The sequence below is a fragment of the Sphingobacterium sp. G1-14 genome (genome assembly GCF_002196555.1).
Lineage (GTDB): Bacteria > Bacteroidota > Bacteroidia > Sphingobacteriales > Sphingobacteriaceae > Sphingobacterium > Sphingobacterium siyangense.
Map to the genome: position 1 here is coordinate 4,834,038 of NZ_CP021381.1, position 18,325 is coordinate 4,852,362.

Below are 18,325 nucleotides of genomic sequence, written 5' to 3' on the forward strand. Positions count from 1 at the left end.
ATCCATACTTAAAAAACTCAAGATCGGACGTTTTAAGCAGCGGCCGATCTTGAGTCTCTATTTTTAGTACTGAATTTTTTCTTTTAGTACTGGATGTTTTCGTCAATATCGTATTTCATGCCTGAATAGTGCAGCAACCTTCGCATCAAGGCAATCTGACCGGCCAGATAATCTTCCCGTCCGATACACATCCCTATGAAATTTAGCTTGTCCTCCTCAATAAAAGGGATATTCATATTAATCTTAAATAGTTCAGCCAGCTGCGTATCGTCCACTTGCAGCAAAGCAGCATAGACTTTCGGAGATATCGATTTAAAATTTTCTTTTAATTCCTGCACACTGGGATAGTGATAACTTTCATCGAGTGTCTTTCCCATAAAAAATAGCTCATGGTAAGGATCATTTTCCTGAAGCCCAAGAACATGTGCCATTGCATAACGCACATTTACAAAATTACCCGCCATCCATACGATATGGTTGGTCTGTCCATCAATTCGTTTTAATGCATCTTCTTCCGAAACGCCATCCAACGCATTCAGAAAAATTTGACTGTGCATGCGATAAGCAGGAATGATGATTTCTAATTTTAATGATTTCGGTTTATCCATTTCGTTTTGATTTTTTTTAATACTAAATAACTGATTTACACTAAAATTACACGTTTCAATAGCGATTACACTTGTCGTAGGACAAGAAATAAAAATGAACAAAATTGATAGATCATTGCGAAATAAATTCTAAATTTCTACTAAATTGACATTCTATCTTTACCACATGAAGATTTTGATCATAGAAGACGAATTGGAGCTGGCCAAAAGCATCGCTACGTACCTTAGCGAACAACACTATTTATGCGAATTTGCGCCAACTTTGCAGGATGCTCTGGACAAAATTCAGTTATACCAGTATGACTGTATCTTACTGGACATCGGCCTACCAGATGGAAATGGTCTGAAACTACTCGAAGAGTTGAAGACGCAGCGAAAGCAGGACGGTGTGATCATCATTTCTGCAAAAAATGCATTGGACGACAAAATCCATGGACTACAACTGGGGGCCGACGATTATCTGACCAAACCTTTCCATTTATCTGAACTCACAGCACGAATCTATTCCTTGATCCGTCGCAAACAATTCAATAGCTCAAATATTGTTGTGCAAAATGAAATACAGATTGATCTACTTGCAAAAACTGTTGTCGTCAATGATCTTCCTGTTGTATTGACAAAAAAAGAGTTCGATCTGCTGATGTTTTTTATTGGCAACAAAAATAAAGTAATTTCAAAAAGTACCTTAGCAGAACACTTGTCCGGCGACATTGCTGATATGCTCGATAACCATGACTTTGTCTATGCTCATGTCAAAAATTTAAAAAAGAAACTACAGGACGCCGGAAGTCAATCCTATATCAAAACGGTATACGGTACGGGCTACAAATGGGAAAATTAAAATAGTGAGATGAAACCCCTACTGAGCAAAATAACGACCCCATTTCTACTCTATGTATTGATTGTACTAGGTGTCAGTATTCCTGTTTATTATTTTGTAATCGACGGGATATGGAAAAGTGAATTAGACGAACATAACGAAATTATCGTCAAAAAAACAACCTACGAACTGAACAGTTTAAAACTCTCCGAAGACAAGCTCGAAGCCAGCATCGCTTTATGGAATAACATACAACCTGAAACCAATATACATCGCGTAAAGCCGGGCGATTTATTGCAAGATAGCGTGTATACCATCGAAAAACCGCAGCGTTTTGTCGAACCAAAGACAATTGACCGATTTAGATGCCTATCATCTGTTATTCAGATCAATGGTGCGCCTTATCGTTTTACCGTACAAACAAATATTGAAGAATCCGTAGAGACTATTGCCGCCATCGCCGCAACAACCTTGTTTTTCTTTGTTATCTTGGTCATTGGTCTACTTATTATCTCCAGAAAAATATCACTTAGGCTCTGGAAACCATTTCGAGATACCGTTGATAAATTGAAGGCATTTAATCTCAATAGTCAACAACAGGTTGACTTCCAGCAAACGGACACCATAGAGTTCCATGAGCTTAATCAATCCTTATCCAAGCTTCTTGAAAAAAACCTGGCCGTATACCGATCACAAAAGGAATTCACTGAAAATGCTTCTCATGAATTGCAAACACCTTTGGCAATCCTAAAAAATAAGTTAGATATCTTATTACAGTACCCTGATCTAAGCGATGAGCAATACCAGCTCTTTGAAGATATGCATAAAGCGCTTTCACGTAGCACGCGAATCAACCGCAACCTGCTGCTGCTCGCCAAGATTGACAACAGTCAATTCGATCATTCCGAAAAAATCAGTATGGACTCGCTTGTTACACAAAGTATTGAAGTCATGCAAGAACATCTGGAGCTAAAACAGCTACGACTGCAACAAGAGATCCAACCATCGGTGCTGCTGACAGGAAACAGCAGTCTGACCGAAATTCTGATCAACAACCTACTCCTGAACGCCATACGTTACAGCAATGCCAACGATACAATTGCTGTACATCTCAATCAAACTTCTTTAACGGTATATAACCCCGGTTCAATGCCCTTAGATAAAATACTTTTATTCAAACGGTTTTCCAAACTCTCGAAAAACAGCCAAGGCAGCGGTTTAGGATTGGCAATTATTACCGAAATCGCCCTGTATCAAGGCTGGACTGTTGATTATCAATTTGAAAATAATCAACATATTTTTTCCATTCATTTTTAAAATTCCAAAAGTAGTCCTATTCTACGATCAATAACAGACATTAGGTAAGTGATGTCATCGCAGGACCGTGTAGAAAGTTTTATTTGCATATCCGTGTAAATTTAGCTTAGTTTGATACATTTGTAGGGACAATGCATGGATGGCCCATGATTTGGTATCATAGATAAATTTCGATTTATCGAAGTTTTTAACGTTTTTCTTTATATGAAGATTCTCCTAGTCGAAGATGACGTACGTGTCGCAGGATTGATCAAACGCGGACTTGATGAAAATGAATTTCAAACAGCTATTGCCTACGACGGCATATCTGGAAAGAAAATGGCCTTACAACACGACTTTGATCTTATCATAACCGATATCGTACTCCCTAAGATGGATGGATTGGATCTCTGCAAAGAAATTCGTCATATCAAACCCGATGTTCCCATTATCATGTTAACAGCATTAGGAACTACAGACGATAAAATTGAGGGGTTTGACGCCGGAGCGGATGACTATCTGGTCAAGCCTTTTGAAATGCGCGAACTCCTAGCCCGCATCAGAGTCCTGCTCAAAAGATATCAAAAACAAGATACACTCACAGGAACAATTTTGCGTTATGGAGACCTGGAAATGAACCTCCATACCAAAAGCGTCAAAAGGAATAATACCGAAATCCATTTGACCCCCAAAGAGTTCAAGTTACTCCATTATTTATTGCAAAATCCCGAGCGTGTCCTTTCCAGAATGGAAATTGCTGAAAAAGTATGGGAAACGCATTTCGACACCGGAACCAACTTCATTGATGTTTACATCAACTATCTACGTAAAAAAATCGACAAAGATTTTGCGACCAGATATATCCATACTAAATCCGGAATGGGCTTTATTCTAAAACAAGACTAATGCGAATCAGGACACGAATCTCCATATTGTTCACGCTGATTACAGCCACCATATTGCTGGTATTTGCCTGTACAGTATATTTTTCAGCGGTAGAGAATCGGGAAAGAGAATTTTACGCCCTATTGAAAAAAGAAGCTTACACCAAAGCAAACCTTTTTTTGAATGCAAAAGTTGACAAAAAGACCTTAGAAGATATCTACCACAACAACCGAAAAATCCTCAACGAAGTCGAGGTTGCAATTTACGACACCCGTTTTGATCTCTTGTATCATGATGCCGTAGATATCGATTTTGTCAAAGAGACACCAGCCATGCTGCAGGATATTCTCAAAAATAAAGAGATACGATTTTATCAGGAAAAATGGCAGGTCATCGGCATAACCTTTCCATATAAAGACAAAACTTACATCATCACAGCCGCGGCTTATGATCAATACGGCTACAATAAACTCAATAGTCTATTATCTACTATTCTTTTGGTTTTCATTTTGTCTATATTTCTGATCTATGCGGCAGGAATATTCTTTTCCAAAAAGGTCTTTCAACCTATCCTGGAAATGACACAACGTGTAAAAACCATTTCTGCAACAAGTTTGGATGCTAGGCTTACGAGTAGCGGAAATAAAGACGAGCTTTCCGAATTGGCCAGCACATTCAATGCGATGCTCGACCGTCTCGAGAACTCCTTTGATGCCCAAAAGCATTTTGTCTCCAATATCTCGCATGAGCTAAGAACACCCTTGGCCGCCATGATTGCAGAACTCGAGATTTCTGCCAATAAGGACCGCAGCATAGTGGAGTATAAAACTGTCATCGACAATACGCTAAATGATGCACAGAAACTGAAGAAGTTATTTAATAGCTTACTTGATTTTGCAAAAGCAAGTTATGACAGTGCTGAAATCGCGTTTAAAACCTTACGTATAGACGAAATACTAATTGATGCATGTCAGCAGGTTCTCCAGTCAAGTCCAAATTATAAACTCGACATTTTTGTCGATCCGGCGATTGAAGATGAAAAACTTCTATCCATCAATGCAAATGAGTATCTATTGCAGGTTGCCTTTGTCAACCTCATTGAAAATGCCTGTAAATTTTCACCCAATCAAAAATGCCTAATCGCTATCAAAGCAGATGAAAATAGAATTCAGCTGGAATTTAAAGATGACGGAATAGGCATTGACCCAGTCGATCTGCCCAATATATTCACACCATTCTATCGTGGAAGCAACAAAGATTATAGCGAGGGAAATGGTATTGGTTTATCGCTTACCCGAAAAATCGTGCTTCTCCATCAAGGCGAGATCACCGTCCGCTCGGCAAAAGGCGTTGGAAGTGTTTTTAGCATTGATATCTCACATCGTTCCCTATCCTGATAGCATGCTATTTTTTTTTAAGTCTCCTTAACCAGCATATTGTGGTAAAGGAAAAATGTAGCACTGTCAGCTAAGCTGGAGAAATTCTGTTTTTTCCTAGTTTCTTATACATGCTTTTCAAGGAAGGCGAAATCAGTATCAGCAAAAGTATGCTGATACTGATCATGGACATGATCTCATAATAATCCATGGCATAGCGCACAAAGGATTGGATCTTGACCCGCTCAGCAACGAGCTTTAAGGCTGCCGTATGTTCCTTATACTGCAGTCCATGCTGCAAGATGCTGACAGATTCCTGCTGCAGGTACTCCCGAAATAAGGGATTGCCCACTTCCGTTTGGTCCCTAAAAACCTGCTGGTGCTGGGCATATTCAAACAACTTGAAAAAATTCTGCAAACCGATACTGCTCGTGTAACCCAGGTATCGGATAGCAAGACAGACCGCAGCCGCAGAAGCCCCCAATTGAGGGCTGACACTGGTAATGCAAAATAAGATGGTGGGTACCATAATAAGCCCTACTCCGAGTCCATGTAAAACTAAGGGTATCCAAAAATGCGCATCATTACCCTGCCCCTCAAAGGAGAAAAACATCCATTGGTGAAACAGCAGCAAGCAACAATAGCCCGAAATCCAAATCCATTTTACGGGGCGCTGCCCAAGCATCCAATACAATGAGCCTAGAACACCAGCGACAATACCAGCAATATTAAACCACTGGATATAGGACAAATGAATAGGATCGAGTTGAATAACCTGTACGAGATATTGATTTGAGATGGTCAAGGAGAAGCGCTCAATATACATCATGTACAAAATCAATAAGCCCAAGAGAAAGTTCCTGTTTTTAAAAATCGCCAAATGAACATACACACGCCTGAGCACCATTTGCCGAACAATAAAAAGAATAAGCAACGTTAGACCTACCCCGAATATGATCAGCATATGCTGATCGTTAAACCAATAAACTTCTTGTCCATACACCATTAAATAGCCAAAACTGACGATCACAAGACTATAGAAAATGCAGCTTGCCCAGTCTAATGAAAACAAAGGGTAAGGGCGTATATGCCGTATAGAGCGCATCGACAGCATAATCAACAATAAACCCGGTACAAATGATAAGGCAGCGTATAGATAGAGCTGATCAAAATTGAATGAATCGATAAATTCAGCCGTGACGAAAGTATTAAATGGGGAGCTGCAGAGTAACATACCAAAAAAGACAGCATAACTTACTTCCTTAGCCCGATCGCTTTTCAACCGTGAGAATATCATGGAGATCGATAAGTTTACGGCAGAAGCAAACAACATCCCTTGGAAAAAGCGCAGGCCATATACCCAGCTGATATCGGTGATGCTGTACATCAAAAAGCAATTCAATAGCTGCAGAAGATTAAAAATAATGTAGTACTGCTTGATGGGAAAGTATAAAAAAAAGCGTCGTTCTAAAACGTAGAATCCAACAAAACCAGCATAAAACAAAATGATCAGAAACTGGACATCACTGGGTTGAGCACCGTAAAATCCAGCGGTGACATTTGTATTTGCACCCGGCAGGAAAAATAAGACCATACTGGGCATCAAACTGCTAAACAGGATAAGCTTGATCAACCACTCCGGCACCCATTCTTTAAAAATTCCCTTCACTATTTCTGTTTTTTTGATACCGACACATTCACATTTATTCCCGAAAGAAGCTGTTCCGCTCCCTTTTGCTTATCCAGCTCAATGCGCACAGGTACGCGTTGTACAATCTTCACAAAGTTGCCTGTTGCATTATCTGGCGGCAAAAGGGAGAATGCAGATCCAGTAGCCGGGGAGATGGAAATAATTTTTCCATAAAATTTTTGATCCGGATACGCGTCGGCAACCACCTCAACCCTATTGCCAAGATGCAAATAACGCAGTTGTGTTTCCTTAAAATTAGCGGTTACCCAGGTTGGGGTTTCTCTATTGACGATAAAGCCCAAAACTTCACCAGCACTTATCATTTGACCTTTTTCAATCGTGCGTTTGCCAATCTGACCATCGTAAGGTGCACGAATAACGGTATACCCAACATCAAGCCTTTTACGGCCGACAGCAGCCGTCAAACGAACACGTTCGGCATCGACCACACCTTTTTTCATATCCACATCATGCACACGCTCCTGTGAAGCCTGTAATTTATGCTTTAACGAAGCCAGCTCACTCTTATACACATCCAACGTTGCTTTTACATCCTCCAGTTGCTGTGCCGTTGCAGACTTTTCCTGAAACAAATAATTATATCGATCATATTCCAACTGTTGCTTGGTTACCCGAGCCTCCCCGGCAGCAATTGAGGTCCGTAAAGATTCATGTTCCGCCTGGAGAATTTCCTTTTGACTATGAAGAACATTGATCTCTGCAGCTTCCTTATTGACGGATGCAGCTACCTGATCAGCCTCATATTTATATTCCTTATTATCTATAAGCAACAAGGTATCACCCCGTTTAACCAATTGATGATCGTGATAATGCACAGAAACCACATATCCTCCTACCCGAGAAACAATGGGATTGATATACTGTGTTACCTGTGCATCATTTGTGTAGGTATACCGCAGTCGCATCCATAATGCTTGAGCGCCCCATAACAACAAGGCCAACAAGACAATTCCGGCCAACCAGTTGGTGATTCGAGTGAGTTGTGCCTCCACAACTGTTCTTCGTGATTTAGGTTTCATTAGATAGTACCCTTCAAAAATTCGATAAAATAATAATGTTTCTGTATCGCAATATGTGCGGTTTCAAGATCAAAAAGTGTTTTTAGGTATTGCATATCAGCATCCAATAGATCTGTAATCAAAGCCGATGATTTAAAATACCTGTTTTTTATAATTCGTGCATTTTCCTGCGCCAACGCCTTATTGTTTTGACAGACCTCCTGCTGCTTAATAGCCAATTGATAATCCAACAAGGCCTGTAAAAGCTGATTTTCCAGAATCTCCTCTTCATGATGGTGTTTTACCTCTTGTCGATCCAATGCGATCTGTGCTCCGCGCACCACGTTTTTATTGAGATAAATTGCCGAGATCGGTATGTTTAATTTGAGCCCTGTGATACTCAGATTATACCAGCTGGGATTATAGGGATACAAGAAAACCTGTGGATTGGCAAAGGTGAATGTACTGGTCAAACCCAACTCAGGAAGATAATTTGATCGCGCCTGTTTGACCGACAACTTCTTCAAAACCACTTCCTGTTCGGATTTTAGGAGGGAAAAAGCATGGCTTCGCGCTTCGGCAACAAGCGCTTCATAGCTGGGGTTTTCCACCTGAAACTGCTCGGGCAGGGGCACAATCTCCGCAGTAATACCACCAATTAGCTGCAGCTTCTGATTTGCAGCCTGAATATCATGACCGATCTGCACGAGCAACAGTTCCCGCTTCGAAAGCTCCAACGAAATACGCAAGACGTCACTGTGCAATACAACACCCGCCTTATACAGATGCTCAATCTCCCTGAGCTGTGCCCGTTGATCAGCGATATCCTGCTCAATTAAAGATCGGTTACTATACGACAGTTCCAAATCCAAAAAAAGATTGCAAACCTCCAATTTCGTCTGCGCTGCGGCATTCTTCCAATCGATTCTGGCCAGCTCATTTTCCAATTTTTTGGACTCAATTTTCATTAGGTCCCGATGCCCATTGTAGAGGTTCAGATAAAAATCCAGGCCGCTATCGTACAAGTAATGAATGATATCATGCTGGGAAGGTTTATTTAAAAGACCCTGGTCATACACAGGCATATTACTTGCATAACTAGCAGAAGCTCTGGCGGAAATCTTGGGCAGCAACTCCATGCGTTGCTGCTGTACTGCCACCTCAGTTTCTTTGAGCTGCAAATAAGACTGCTCGATGTATTTACTGTTCTGTAGCGCTTTGTCGATCATGTCTTTCAGGGACATGCGCAAAGAATCGAGGGCGAAGGTGTCCGAAATAGCGCATACTAACAATCCCATGGTTAGTATGCCTTTTGCCCAATAGGGAGGAAAAAAGTTCACGTGTGCTATGTAATTTTTTTGCGTTGCAAACTTAGACACTTATTGGAACTTGGATTTCTTCACAAACGCCAATATGTTATGGAAAAAAGACATTTTTTCATCAATTCAAACAAAAAGACCAATATCTGCCAATAAGTCCTTACAATATCCTTTTTTACAGCACATAAAAAAGGCCTTTCAAATCGTGATTTGAAAGGCCTTTCTCGATGGTATAATAATAGATTATCCGTATAAGGAATCTTCTATTGCATTCCACAGCTGGATTCTTTTTTGTAGCGCAATTTTACTGATCTCTTTCATTTCCGTCCATTTAACCTCATCGTCCTTGGCAAGATCTGTGATCATCTGCATCGCCAACGGTCCATGCTCGTCGCCGTCAAGATCAATATGGCGTTGAAAATAATAAATAAAGCTATCCAGATTGGCTGTAGGAAAGTTTGTTTTAATCTCTTCCAAAATAGAGGTAAACATTCCCGGGATAAGATCTTCGCGTCCAAATGTAAATGCTGCGGCAATTTTATGCACCTCGCCCTCAGCAATCACTTCGAATGTAAAATTCAAAAAGTCTTTGATCCGCTTGTCCAATGTGGTCGTTGCAATGACATCGAATATGTTGTTCGATTTTTTGGCTTGAGCAATAAATTTGTTGACCAGATGAAGGTCGGCACCCATGGCATCCATGGCGTCCAGATACATCTCAAAGTGGCTCAAACGGCGGCCATCAATGTATTCATCCGATTCCTCAGCCAATACAATTTCGTTGATTAGATAGCGTGTTGATGGATGCTCACTCGCAAACCAAGGTAAAGTCGTACAGGTCAATTTAATCTGTAAAGCTTTTAGTAAAGACATAAAATCCCATACAGCGTACACATGCCCTTCTGTAAAAGAACGTAGATTCTTGATCGTTTTGATCTTACGATACAAAGGGTGTTGCAATAATACCTCGCGTTCGGCAGCAATGTATTCGTTAATTTCCGCAATTCTATTCATGGCGCAAAAGTATTGTCTTATCTCTGTTTTTAAAAGTATTTTCGATGAGATTACAGTAACATGATAAATTTTTCGCCCAGCTATCCGCTTCATAACCAAATCACAGCCAACAACGCGCCTCGCTTTTGACCTCCCTATTCCTGTTGTTAGCGCTCATTTACCCTTAAAAACAAAAATATTTTTTATTATAAAAAATAATCTACTATATTTGTAGAGTATTCAGAATTGCATGATGCAATACCAACCGAGTGGAGGCACCGCGGTGGTAAATTAATACGGGTTTCGACCAAAATAAACGTCACAGAACGATTATTTTCCCAACAAGATCTGGATACAGTTTATGGTTTAATCCTTTAAATTTTTAAATTGTATGGCTACTACAACAAATCTTTACCAACACTTACTGGAAAAATTCAGTTATTACTCAACAGATGAACTGATCCAGCTCAACAATGACACGATTTTAGGACAAGGCTGGGGTTCAGCCAAAGCAACCTTTAGAACAGCTTTGATCAGTACGTTCTCCAAAAGAGGACTGGATCTTTCCAACATCATTTCCAAGGAAGACGGTTTTACCTCGGTGAAGCATGTCCCTGTACGCTTGGAACAGAATGTCCTGATTCCTTTACAGTAATCGTTATCGGCAAAAAAAGGTAGGCCTAGCCTACCCTTTTGTCAATGAGTGATGATATTTTAACGTATGATTGAGTGAATGTGCGGTCTGCCGGGCATCGTCCTGATAGGACGATAAATCTTGGCAGGCTCTGATATCTGCTACATCCACCTTGTTTCTTACTTTGCTGATGACCTGATTTAATTCCGATTTCCAGTTGCCCGGATCGCCAAAATCGTCCACCCAATTTTTGTTGATAAACCTTTTATAGTTCAAAAGCAAAATATACAATTCCTCACCACTACCGGCGCGATTGATTGACGTGCGCCAGTTCTCTAATTTTTCTTTAAAACTCATAACCAGCAATATACAAAAAAATATTTGGATTCCAAAATAGTTGCATTTGAAACGGATAAGGATAACGAGAAATAAAATGATAAAATGATTAAACCTTCGGTGAATTATCTTGGTCATAAAGGAGGGATTCAATATAAATATCATATTATAAAACAGATACATTATGGCCTTTATCCACTTAAAAAATATGCTTGTTATTTCCTTTGCATTGCTATGTATATTGGGGAAAAGTATTGCTCAACAAGGTCGTCACAATAAAAGATCTACGTCTCAGACGACGTTTCGACATGACAGAGAAAACGATTATGTCAACATAGGCAACCGGATCTTCTACAGGGATAAGATGGTCGAAGGTGTCGATGCACGATCTTTCAAAGACCTCGGCAATGCTTATGCAATAGACAACTGGAATGCCTATTATCGTGGCGTTAAGATTAAAGATGTATCGCCACATTCTTTCCAATCACTTGGTTGGGGATATGCCAAAGATAGTTGGAATGCCTATTATCGTGGCGTTAAGATTAAAGATGTCTCTGCGCCCAGCTTTAAAATACTGGATGAAGGATATGCCAAAGACAGTTGGAATGTCTATTATAGAGGCAATCGACTAAAAGATGTATCCGACCAAAGCTTTGTTCTTCTCGGCGATGGATACAGCAAAGATAGCTGGAAAGTCTATTATTTTGGTCAGGAGATAAAAGATGCAACTGCTTTTACATTTAAATATCTGGGCAAAGGTTATGCGAAGGATAGCTGGAATGAATATTATAGAGGAAAAAAATTAGAATAGAAAATAGACCACGGGATTATTCTATTGAATAATTCCAATTTCCTAATCCTTTCGGTATCTCCCAGGATTCGGCTTTGGCCTTATAATCATTAAAGTGACCTTTTTCCCAGGTGGTAATATGATAACCTTTGCAGAACTTACAATAATAGGCCCTTTTGCAGGCGTCTTTACCCATCCTGTGTTTGATACGTTTACCATCCAATTTGTTTCTCATCCGGGATCTGAACTTAAAGTGAAGCATTGCCCATTGCGCCTCAATTAAAGAAGGAAATCCAACTTTACCAGTAGCTCGGCATTTCCAGGTATTGTCCCTTACTTTTTCCATAATCTATCTATTAAAGTTTACCTAATATATTTTATTGCTCTTTTTCTATTGGCACCTGCAACATGACCCATTCCCTGATATGCTTTGCAATCTTGTCGGACACCTCAAAATAGTACCGTCCCTCAAAAGGGATTTTGAGCAGGATACGCAATCGGCCCCGTTTCAGTTGCAGGCAAGCTTGGATCATATCCAAAGGTATAGCCTTATCCCGGTCTATCTTTTGTACAAATCCCTTCGTGCTATTGACAACTTCCTTTAAGCTGCGCTGCTCGCCACAAGTCAGATTTTCGTCCATCGCAGTTCTTAAATAAAGGCTGACTATACCATTTTTATAAGTAAAAATCCCGATATCCTTATAGGATATCTTTTGGGACAAGATTTTATTATTGAGCAGGAATACCTCTTGCTCCAGATCCATGGATCTGCACATGGTTAAATCTATTTCATCCATGGAATCCACATCTCTATCTTCCCCTGCTGTTACCAGGATCTCTTTCAGCTCTTCGATGCCCGGAGAAAGCAGCTCAATCTGCTCCTGGAGATCTCTCGTTCTTAATTCTTGCTGGAGGATAGTTTCTTTCTGTTCAAAAATTATGAGTTTTTGCCTGTGGTAAACAGCGACATAGAAATAAACTGTATAGGACATATTCAGGACCAAAATGCCGCTAAATATGACCATTAAAGGAAACAGCAGCCATTCATCCTTCGCCTGTGGATCGGGGCCAATGATCCAGAACAATAAAAGTGTCGGAAGTATGCAGCAAAAAAATAATTGCATACCGGCGCGTTTTTCGGGGTTAACCAGCCAGTTCTGCTTTTTGTCCAATATAATGATAACCAATCTTATATAAAAGAAAATAATCGCTACCATCAATACAAAAAATAGATAGCTATAGGTGACCGGCCAGTCTAAAAGCCATTCCGCCAAGGCGCCCCGATAGCCCAGATACCAACAGAATCCTCCAAAAATGAAAGATGCAATCACCTGCCAGATCCCATCGGGATACTGCACCGTCAATGTTCTATTATCCTGATATCTATTTTTGTTAAAACTTTTCATGTACAGACGACATTTTAATAACGCTATTAAAATTTACATACTTATCAGATTTATACATTCTTCCAATCTATCTTTCACCTATTAAGTTTATCCGGCATTACATAAATTCCTAGTACTGGAGAACTTCCTTAAAAACTCCCCTGTCGAAGAAATTTTTGTTATATAAATTTAGCCAATTATTTATTAAACAATGTCCAACTCACTTAAATCAATGCCTTTGTATCGTTTTATGGCTCAAATAATTCCCCTTCCGGATGAAAATTTAACTCTTTGTTGATAGAAAATCCTCCTTCGCTGTCAGGAAATCAGCACTCATTGTAAAAAATTGGCCTTCATTGAAATGGTTGGGATATTCACTGAAATTTCATGCTATAGTGGGTAAATTTAAAGCGTAAAACTTCACTGATTATTAAACCATAAATCATGAGGACAATAAAGAAATTTAGACTGCCATTTAGCCGCAATTATGTATTTATTGCAATTGCTGTACTGATTACCTTATATGGGATTTTCTGGGCCCGGACACATAGCGAGCGCGTCTATAGCATCGGGGCAATGATCATTCTTATCCCATTTCTGGAAATGCGTGGCCAAGAACGCGTCATGCAGCTTTTCGTTATCTTTTTTGTCTGTATCCAGGTCAGCAGCATAGCACTATTTGACCGCCTTCCCTACCAGCTGCTGATCAGCTCGCAACCCTTTTGGACAGCTGTAAAAAAGGGCATACCGACAGCCTTTATCATCTGCGCGATGGCACATCTGTTTTTCTGGAGAAAGACAGACCTTTTCAAACTTTATGGGATCCAATTTCCCATCATGATCATTGCATGTACCTGGTATATCCGTATGCTGCTGATCATGGCTAATTGCCAGCATATCCCAAATGCAAAAGCTGTACGGATACCCGCCATTGTTATCCAGAAATGCCCTGCTTGCTGTGACCTATACGAACTATGGTTTTCGTTCAATTATGAAGGTCAGGAAGAAAAAGTTTCGATTAATGTCAATCCCCAACTACATGAACAGACCAATGAAGGAGATTCACTCATACTTCAGATGCATCCCGGGAGATTTGGCTGGCCATGGTACCATAAAGATATCAAAAGGAGGTACAGATGATCGTAAGTTTACAGAAGCTGACAACGCTCATAGAAGCTTTGGTTTATCTTGATAACAAAGATATTCCAAACCATTTGGGTGAGATCGCCGAGGCCTGCAATACTAATTTTGCATTGGCACTACAAGCCCATCGGGAGATTATTCAGGTAAATAATGCACGTCAGGCTATCCAAATTTACCATACTCAATTGTTGCGGCTACACTCTTTGTTGTATAGCTTCTGTAACGTGCGTAAAATTGTGAGTTCTGCAGCGCTATTTGCCTTAGAAGAATTACTTGAGCGAATCGAACAGCTCTTTAAAAAAGATCTCGATCCCTGTACGCCGCTGCCGAGGCATTATTATCTACGGCTGCATGAATATGTATACGAACATATGCCCTATATTCTGGATAAGTTGGCTCAGAAAAGCATACCTAAAGCCTATCTCACCGAGATCCTTTCGGGTATGGACAGCCTATTTGAAAATGGCAAGATTCCCTATATTCAATACCGACATCAGGACTACCTAACCAAAATGATCGAATCACTTTGCCAATTGGCTGAAGACAAGCGCCAGAGTAAAAACTGGCATTACCGCTTTTTGATTCTGATGGTCAATTTCAATTTTAACCACATGGGCTTCTTCAATCGCTGGAAAGAACTTTACAATTCAGACCCATCCTTTATGGATGCCTTGTTACGCTTCCCCAAACACTTCTCCTGTATCCCGGACTTTGCATATGATAGCAACCGTAGGAGCTTGCTCAAGTTGATGCGCGGGTACATGGAGGATGAAAAAATCTCTCCATCAGCAACAATGCAGGATTATCCCCAACAATTTATTCAAAGCAATTTTAATGGCAAAGAGCTCAAACTTTGGATGCATATATCTGTTAAAGCGAACATTATGTGGTCGTCAGAGAAAAAAGAAGTTGCCGAGGTGTTTTCCAGGCTCGTCAAAACGAGGGAAGGCACCTTACTTTCTGCGCATAGCCTGATCCGGATGGACAAAAGCGCCGAGTTTCATACAGCGCTCCGTATCCGCAAGGTATTGAATACGATGCTTGACGAACTGAATAGACAGTTTCCTGACTTAAATAAATAAAACATAAAAATTTAAAAAACAGGGGGTATGCCACCGCTACACCTCCTAAACGTGTTCATTCTACCCATCAAAAACAGTCCTAATTATGCGAAAACCGACCGTTTTACAAAGAATTCCCCGCTGATCTTTTTACCGCATAATACATCTTCATTACATCCCAGTCTTTATTTAAATCGAATAGAGCCAGGTGCACTTTCCAAATTAACCATTTCGCTACACCTACGCCGGCCTATTTTCCATACTACCTTTGTTTTACAGCGTACGAGAAAGTAGAAGCTGACGCTCAGGCAGGCCGCTGTATCCACTGGAGGGACAGGTACGGCGCCCTGTTTTTGAAACGAGGAAAAATAATATAACAAGGGAAAGAAATAATAAATACTGCAATACAAATAATAAAGGCTATGGAAGCGAATAAAACTGGCAACATTATATATAAGGTCATCCGGGCAGCAATGATACTTTTTTGGGTCTATGTGGGGATGGATAAACTCTGGCAGCTCGGTGCATTCAAGATCGCCCTTGAGCAGCAGCCTCTGATCAGTTATCTGGCTCCGGTAATCTACTGGCTACTTCCGCTTATAGAAATCGGTGTTGGCGTATTCCTGGCGATACCATCAGCGAGGTTGAGCGCCCTGGGATGGAAAGTTTCGGCCATACTGATTTTCGTTTTTAGTATTTATATCGGTCTGGGGGTATTGAATGTATATGAAAAGAAACCCTGTATGTGTACCAGCTTTTTGAGCAATATTTCCTGGACAGCACATTTGATCTTTAATCTCATTATTCTTGGCCTATCGATAACCGGATGGCGATTGCACCGTAAGACGATCAACTACGGCGAGCGTGCACTAACAGGCCGAACAAATATCGCATTATTCCTGATAGGCTTTATGGCAATGGGAGCCATCAATTACTGGAATATCCACGATACGAAGTCAAAGGATATTTGGTACGCACCAGATAGCATTTACGACTATCAACAGCCCAATACTGCCAGCAGCAATGTAAAAGGTCTGCTGGTATCTACATACGATCGGTACACAGGACCGTACCGACAATTATTTACCAAAAGTTTGCAAACTGGCAGCTTTACTAATCAATTTCTGGTTTGCAATACAGAAAGGAGGGTAGCTACATGCTAACCAAATTTTTAAACAATTATGGCTACATGATATTAGGCGGAGCCATGATTATCGGATTCTCAGCATTTAAAGGTGCTGAGGCTTATACAGGAAAAAAATTAGATCCTGTGACTATTTACTTCCATGGTGATCCTCAAGATGAGGATCAGGTTAAAGACGCCTCGCGTTGGAATACCACGCCCAATGATGAGGACTGTAACAGTGCAAACGTTATGGCTTGCTCTCAGGTTGTCGATGAATCTGATCTGAATGCTTCAGATCAGCTGAATCCAGCAAGGATTCAACTTGGCGCTACCGCAACTTCTGGAGGAAACTATATCCCATCTAGAACCGGTGGCAGCAGCTCAACTACATTTACCCCAATCAATAGGGGATAAATGAAAGGAAGGGGTAGTCCGATCGGACTGCCCCTTCCCTATTTGTATCTACATTTTCTTTATTTCGGATTTTGTTGCATTCCCGTCAATCTAATAATATCTTCAGGAAGAGGAAGTGCATAAGCGTTGGAGTTTGGCTGTAAAGTAATCAATTGCCCATTTAGTTTTCTTGTTATTGAAATCTCCCCTCCTTCTGCATTCAACCGCTTTAGGTCCATCCATCTTAGCCCCCTATACAGCAATTCCTTTCTTCGCTCTTTTAGGATTAAAGCCAGTGCTTCTCTTTTGTCTTTTAGCACATAAGGAATAAATGTGCCCGTTTTATAGCGATACCCGAGTAGATGGTTTAAGTCTGCCATTCCTGCCTCTACATTCCCCATTCTCACATTGCATTCCGCACGCATAAGATACAGTTCGTCCATTGCTATTCCCGAAAACATCTTGGAAGATCCTGCGTAACTGCCTTTGAAAGTAGTCGTTCCATCGGCTGCTACTTTGAAGTATGCTGACCTGCGTAAATCATTACTGTCATAAGAACGATACAGGAGCGTATCGGTCAATGCGCGCGAACTTGTCAAATTGATACTTACTAATAATTCAGCATAGAATAAAGTCTCCTTATTAAAAATCGTAAATGGGTAGGACGCTGTCATTTTCACTTCCGATAAATTATTAAAATCGAGCAGGTCAACATTGTACTTTAGGGCTAAATCAACATAATAATGGGCCGAATCGTAGACTTGCATCGATAGGTAAGCACGAGCCAATGTAGCATAAGCCGCATACTTATTGGGACGCATGACATGACTGGTTTTCTCAGGAAGCATAAGACTAGATTCTTTCAGATCTGTGATTACTTTTTCATAACACTCCGCTATGGATGACCGATACGATTGCTCATGAAAATCCGGACTGTTCCGCAGCACAATACCCATATCTGTTTTTGAATCTTGGGTATAGGCTTTTGAATAGGTCCATAATAAAGCCAGATATTGGCTCGCCCGATAAAATTTAGCAGAAGCATAAATGGCATCATACTGATTAGCATTACCTTCATTTCGATTGCTCTTTTTTATACGGTCCAACACAAGATTGCTATTGTAAATCGTATTATAAGAGGAGGACCAGTCATTTCCGAAATTCATATGATCATTCTGCCAGATATAAGTCTGTTGACCATAGTCAATCAATGCATCATATGCGGATTGGCTCAGGTAATAATTATCTGCCGAAGCTTCCCCAAAAGAAGGAAACTTTAGATTCATGATCTGGCTATCATCCAGTAGCTTTTGTAAGTCGTCCAAGCTATTGGGTACAGCCAAACCATAGTTTGACTGTACCTCTAAATATTTTTGACAGGCCGACAAGAAGAAAACAACTACCCCTAGCCACAATATGTTAAGAAATCTTTTCATCATTTACGTTATTAG

Annotated in this window: 19 protein-coding genes and 1 riboswitch; of the genes, 10 read left to right on the forward strand and 9 right to left on the reverse strand. The window is 40.4% G+C overall.

Going from position 1 to position 18,325, the window contains the following annotated elements; genetic code table 11:
• Positions 1–83: 83 nt before the first annotated feature.
• The gene (locus CBM24_RS20925) at positions 84–608 is read right to left on the reverse strand and encodes a hypothetical protein (RefSeq protein ID WP_088162589.1); all 525 of its coding nucleotides are present in this window, start codon (positions 606–608) and stop codon (positions 84–86) included.
• A 166-nt stretch (positions 609–774) separates the two neighbouring features.
• Here CBM24_RS20925 and CBM24_RS20930 point away from each other — a divergent pair, with 166 nt between their 5' ends.
• From CBM24_RS20930 to CBM24_RS20945, 4 genes are all read left to right on the forward strand, one after another.
• Positions 775–1,449, forward strand: coding sequence for a response regulator transcription factor (locus tag CBM24_RS20930; RefSeq protein WP_088162590.1), 675 nt, complete (start codon positions 775–777; stop codon positions 1,447–1,449).
• Positions 1,450–1,458: 9 nt separating this feature from the next.
• On the forward strand, positions 1,459–2,745 hold the full coding sequence (locus CBM24_RS20935; protein ID WP_088162591.1) for a sensor histidine kinase: 1,287 nt from the start codon (positions 1,459–1,461) through the stop codon (positions 2,743–2,745).
• Positions 2,746–2,949: 204 nt separating this feature from the next.
• Positions 2,950–3,630 (forward strand): response regulator transcription factor, encoded by a 681-nt coding sequence (locus CBM24_RS20940; protein WP_088162592.1) that lies wholly within the window; start codon positions 2,950–2,952, stop codon positions 3,628–3,630.
• Positions 3,630–5,006, forward strand: a complete 1,377-nt coding sequence (locus CBM24_RS20945) for an ATP-binding protein (RefSeq protein ID WP_088162593.1) — start codon at positions 3,630–3,632, stop codon at positions 5,004–5,006. The genes CBM24_RS20940 and CBM24_RS20945 overlap by 1 nt, the downstream gene beginning before the upstream one ends.
• Positions 5,007–5,076: 70 nt before the next feature.
• On the opposite strand, the gene CBM24_RS20950 is transcribed toward CBM24_RS20945, so the two are convergent.
• The 4 genes from CBM24_RS20950 to CBM24_RS20965 form a co-directional block, all read right to left on the reverse strand.
• The gene (locus CBM24_RS20950; protein ID WP_088162594.1) at positions 5,077–6,654 is read right to left on the reverse strand and encodes a beta-carotene 15,15'-monooxygenase; all 1,578 of its coding nucleotides are present in this window, start codon (positions 6,652–6,654) and stop codon (positions 5,077–5,079) included.
• Positions 6,654–7,715 carry an HlyD family secretion protein gene (locus CBM24_RS20955; protein ID WP_088162595.1) on the reverse strand — a complete coding sequence of 354 codons (1,062 nt, stop codon included), beginning with the start codon at positions 7,713–7,715 and terminating at the stop codon, positions 6,654–6,656. Before CBM24_RS20955 ends, CBM24_RS20950 begins: the two co-directional genes overlap by 1 nt.
• Positions 7,715–8,992 carry a TolC family protein gene (locus CBM24_RS20960; protein ID WP_088162596.1) on the reverse strand — a complete coding sequence of 426 codons (1,278 nt, stop codon included), beginning with the start codon at positions 8,990–8,992 and terminating at the stop codon, positions 7,715–7,717. The genes CBM24_RS20955 and CBM24_RS20960 overlap by 1 nt, the downstream gene beginning before the upstream one ends.
• Positions 8,993–9,256: 264 nt before the next feature.
• On the reverse strand, positions 9,257–10,027 hold the full coding sequence (locus CBM24_RS20965; protein WP_088162597.1) for a DUF3050 domain-containing protein: 771 nt from the start codon (positions 10,025–10,027) through the stop codon (positions 9,257–9,259).
• 210 nt (positions 10,028–10,237) lie between these two features.
• A riboswitch (SAM-I-IV-variant riboswitch) is annotated at positions 10,238–10,331 on the forward strand.
• Between the two features lie 66 nt (positions 10,332–10,397).
• Between CBM24_RS20965 and CBM24_RS20970 the strand changes: the two genes are divergently transcribed.
• Entirely contained in the window at positions 10,398–10,661 is a 264-nt protein-coding gene (locus CBM24_RS20970; RefSeq protein WP_070567048.1) for a 5-oxoprolinase, read from the forward strand.
• A 30-nt stretch (positions 10,662–10,691) separates the two neighbouring features.
• Here the strand turns inward: CBM24_RS20970 and CBM24_RS20975 are convergent, their stop codons facing one another.
• On the reverse strand, positions 10,692–10,997 hold the full coding sequence (locus tag CBM24_RS20975) for a hypothetical protein (RefSeq protein ID WP_075993880.1): 306 nt from the start codon (positions 10,995–10,997) through the stop codon (positions 10,692–10,694).
• A 163-nt stretch (positions 10,998–11,160) separates the two neighbouring features.
• Between CBM24_RS20975 and CBM24_RS20980 the strand changes: the two genes are divergently transcribed.
• A complete protein-coding gene (locus CBM24_RS20980) occupies positions 11,161–11,787 on the forward strand; it encodes a DKNYY domain-containing protein (protein ID WP_088162598.1) in 627 nt (208 codons plus the stop codon).
• 16 nt (positions 11,788–11,803) lie between these two features.
• On the opposite strand, the gene CBM24_RS20985 is transcribed toward CBM24_RS20980, so the two are convergent.
• Positions 11,804–12,112, reverse strand: coding sequence for a hypothetical protein (locus CBM24_RS20985; RefSeq protein WP_088162599.1), 309 nt, complete (start codon positions 12,110–12,112; stop codon positions 11,804–11,806).
• Between the two features lie 31 nt (positions 12,113–12,143).
• Positions 12,144–13,172 carry a hypothetical protein gene (locus CBM24_RS20990; protein WP_088162600.1) on the reverse strand — a complete coding sequence of 343 codons (1,029 nt, stop codon included), beginning with the start codon at positions 13,170–13,172 and terminating at the stop codon, positions 12,144–12,146.
• 423 nt (positions 13,173–13,595) lie between these two features.
• Between CBM24_RS20990 and CBM24_RS20995 the strand changes: the two genes are divergently transcribed.
• The 4 genes from CBM24_RS20995 (at position 13,596) to CBM24_RS21010 (ending at position 16,895) form a co-directional block, all read left to right on the forward strand.
• Positions 13,596–14,291 (forward strand): hypothetical protein, encoded by a 696-nt coding sequence (locus CBM24_RS20995; RefSeq protein ID WP_088162601.1) that lies wholly within the window; start codon positions 13,596–13,598, stop codon positions 14,289–14,291.
• Positions 14,288–15,376 carry a hypothetical protein gene (locus tag CBM24_RS21000; RefSeq protein WP_088162602.1) on the forward strand — a complete coding sequence of 363 codons (1,089 nt, stop codon included), beginning with the start codon at positions 14,288–14,290 and terminating at the stop codon, positions 15,374–15,376. The genes CBM24_RS20995 and CBM24_RS21000 overlap by 4 nt, the downstream gene beginning before the upstream one ends.
• 401 nt (positions 15,377–15,777) lie before the next feature.
• Positions 15,778–16,518 (forward strand): MauE/DoxX family redox-associated membrane protein, encoded by a 741-nt coding sequence (locus CBM24_RS21005; RefSeq protein ID WP_088162603.1) that lies wholly within the window; start codon positions 15,778–15,780, stop codon positions 16,516–16,518.
• The gene (locus CBM24_RS21010; protein WP_088162604.1) at positions 16,512–16,895 is read left to right on the forward strand and encodes a hypothetical protein; all 384 of its coding nucleotides are present in this window, start codon (positions 16,512–16,514) and stop codon (positions 16,893–16,895) included. The genes CBM24_RS21005 and CBM24_RS21010 overlap by 7 nt, the downstream gene beginning before the upstream one ends.
• A 59-nt stretch (positions 16,896–16,954) precedes the next feature.
• Here the strand turns inward: CBM24_RS21010 and CBM24_RS21015 are convergent, their stop codons facing one another.
• Positions 16,955–18,313: a RagB/SusD family nutrient uptake outer membrane protein gene (locus tag CBM24_RS21015; RefSeq protein WP_088162605.1), complete on the reverse strand. Its 1,359-nt coding sequence runs from the start codon at positions 18,311–18,313 to the stop codon at positions 16,955–16,957.
• Positions 18,314–18,325: the final 12 nt, after the last annotated feature.

Coding starts and splice junctions, on each gene's coding strand:
- CBM24_RS20925 (WP_088162589.1), bottom strand. CDS start 608: ATGGATAAACCGAAATCATTAAAATTAGAAATCATCATTCCTGCTTAT.
- CBM24_RS20930 (WP_088162590.1), top strand. CDS start 775: ATGAAGATTTTGATCATAGAAGACGAATTGGAGCTGGCCAAAAGCATC.
- CBM24_RS20935 (WP_088162591.1), top strand. CDS start 1,459: ATGAAACCCCTACTGAGCAAAATAACGACCCCATTTCTACTCTATGTA.
- CBM24_RS20940 (WP_088162592.1), top strand. CDS start 2,950: ATGAAGATTCTCCTAGTCGAAGATGACGTACGTGTCGCAGGATTGATC.
- CBM24_RS20945 (WP_088162593.1), top strand. CDS start 3,630: ATGCGAATCAGGACACGAATCTCCATATTGTTCACGCTGATTACAGCC.
- CBM24_RS20955 (WP_088162595.1), bottom strand. CDS start 7,715: ATGAAACCTAAATCACGAAGAACAGTTGTGGAGGCACAACTCACTCGA.
- CBM24_RS20960 (WP_088162596.1), bottom strand. CDS start 8,992: ATGGGATTGTTAGTATGCGCTATTTCGGACACCTTCGCCCTCGATTCT.
- CBM24_RS20965 (WP_088162597.1), bottom strand. CDS start 10,027: ATGAATAGAATTGCGGAAATTAACGAATACATTGCTGCCGAACGCGAG.
- CBM24_RS20970 (WP_070567048.1), top strand. CDS start 10,398: ATGGCTACTACAACAAATCTTTACCAACACTTACTGGAAAAATTCAGT.
- CBM24_RS20975 (WP_075993880.1), bottom strand. CDS start 10,997: ATGAGTTTTAAAGAAAAATTAGAGAACTGGCGCACGTCAATCAATCGC.
- CBM24_RS20980 (WP_088162598.1), top strand. CDS start 11,161: ATGGCCTTTATCCACTTAAAAAATATGCTTGTTATTTCCTTTGCATTG.
- CBM24_RS20985 (WP_088162599.1), bottom strand. CDS start 12,112: ATGGAAAAAGTAAGGGACAATACCTGGAAATGCCGAGCTACTGGTAAA.
- CBM24_RS20990 (WP_088162600.1), bottom strand. CDS start 13,172: ATGAAAAGTTTTAACAAAAATAGATATCAGGATAATAGAACATTGACG.
- CBM24_RS20995 (WP_088162601.1), top strand. CDS start 13,596: ATGAGGACAATAAAGAAATTTAGACTGCCATTTAGCCGCAATTATGTA.
- CBM24_RS21000 (WP_088162602.1), top strand. CDS start 14,288: ATGATCGTAAGTTTACAGAAGCTGACAACGCTCATAGAAGCTTTGGTT.
- CBM24_RS21005 (WP_088162603.1), top strand. CDS start 15,778: ATGGAAGCGAATAAAACTGGCAACATTATATATAAGGTCATCCGGGCA.
- CBM24_RS21010 (WP_088162604.1), top strand. CDS start 16,512: ATGCTAACCAAATTTTTAAACAATTATGGCTACATGATATTAGGCGGA.
- CBM24_RS21015 (WP_088162605.1), bottom strand. CDS start 18,313: ATGATGAAAAGATTTCTTAACATATTGTGGCTAGGGGTAGTTGTTTTC.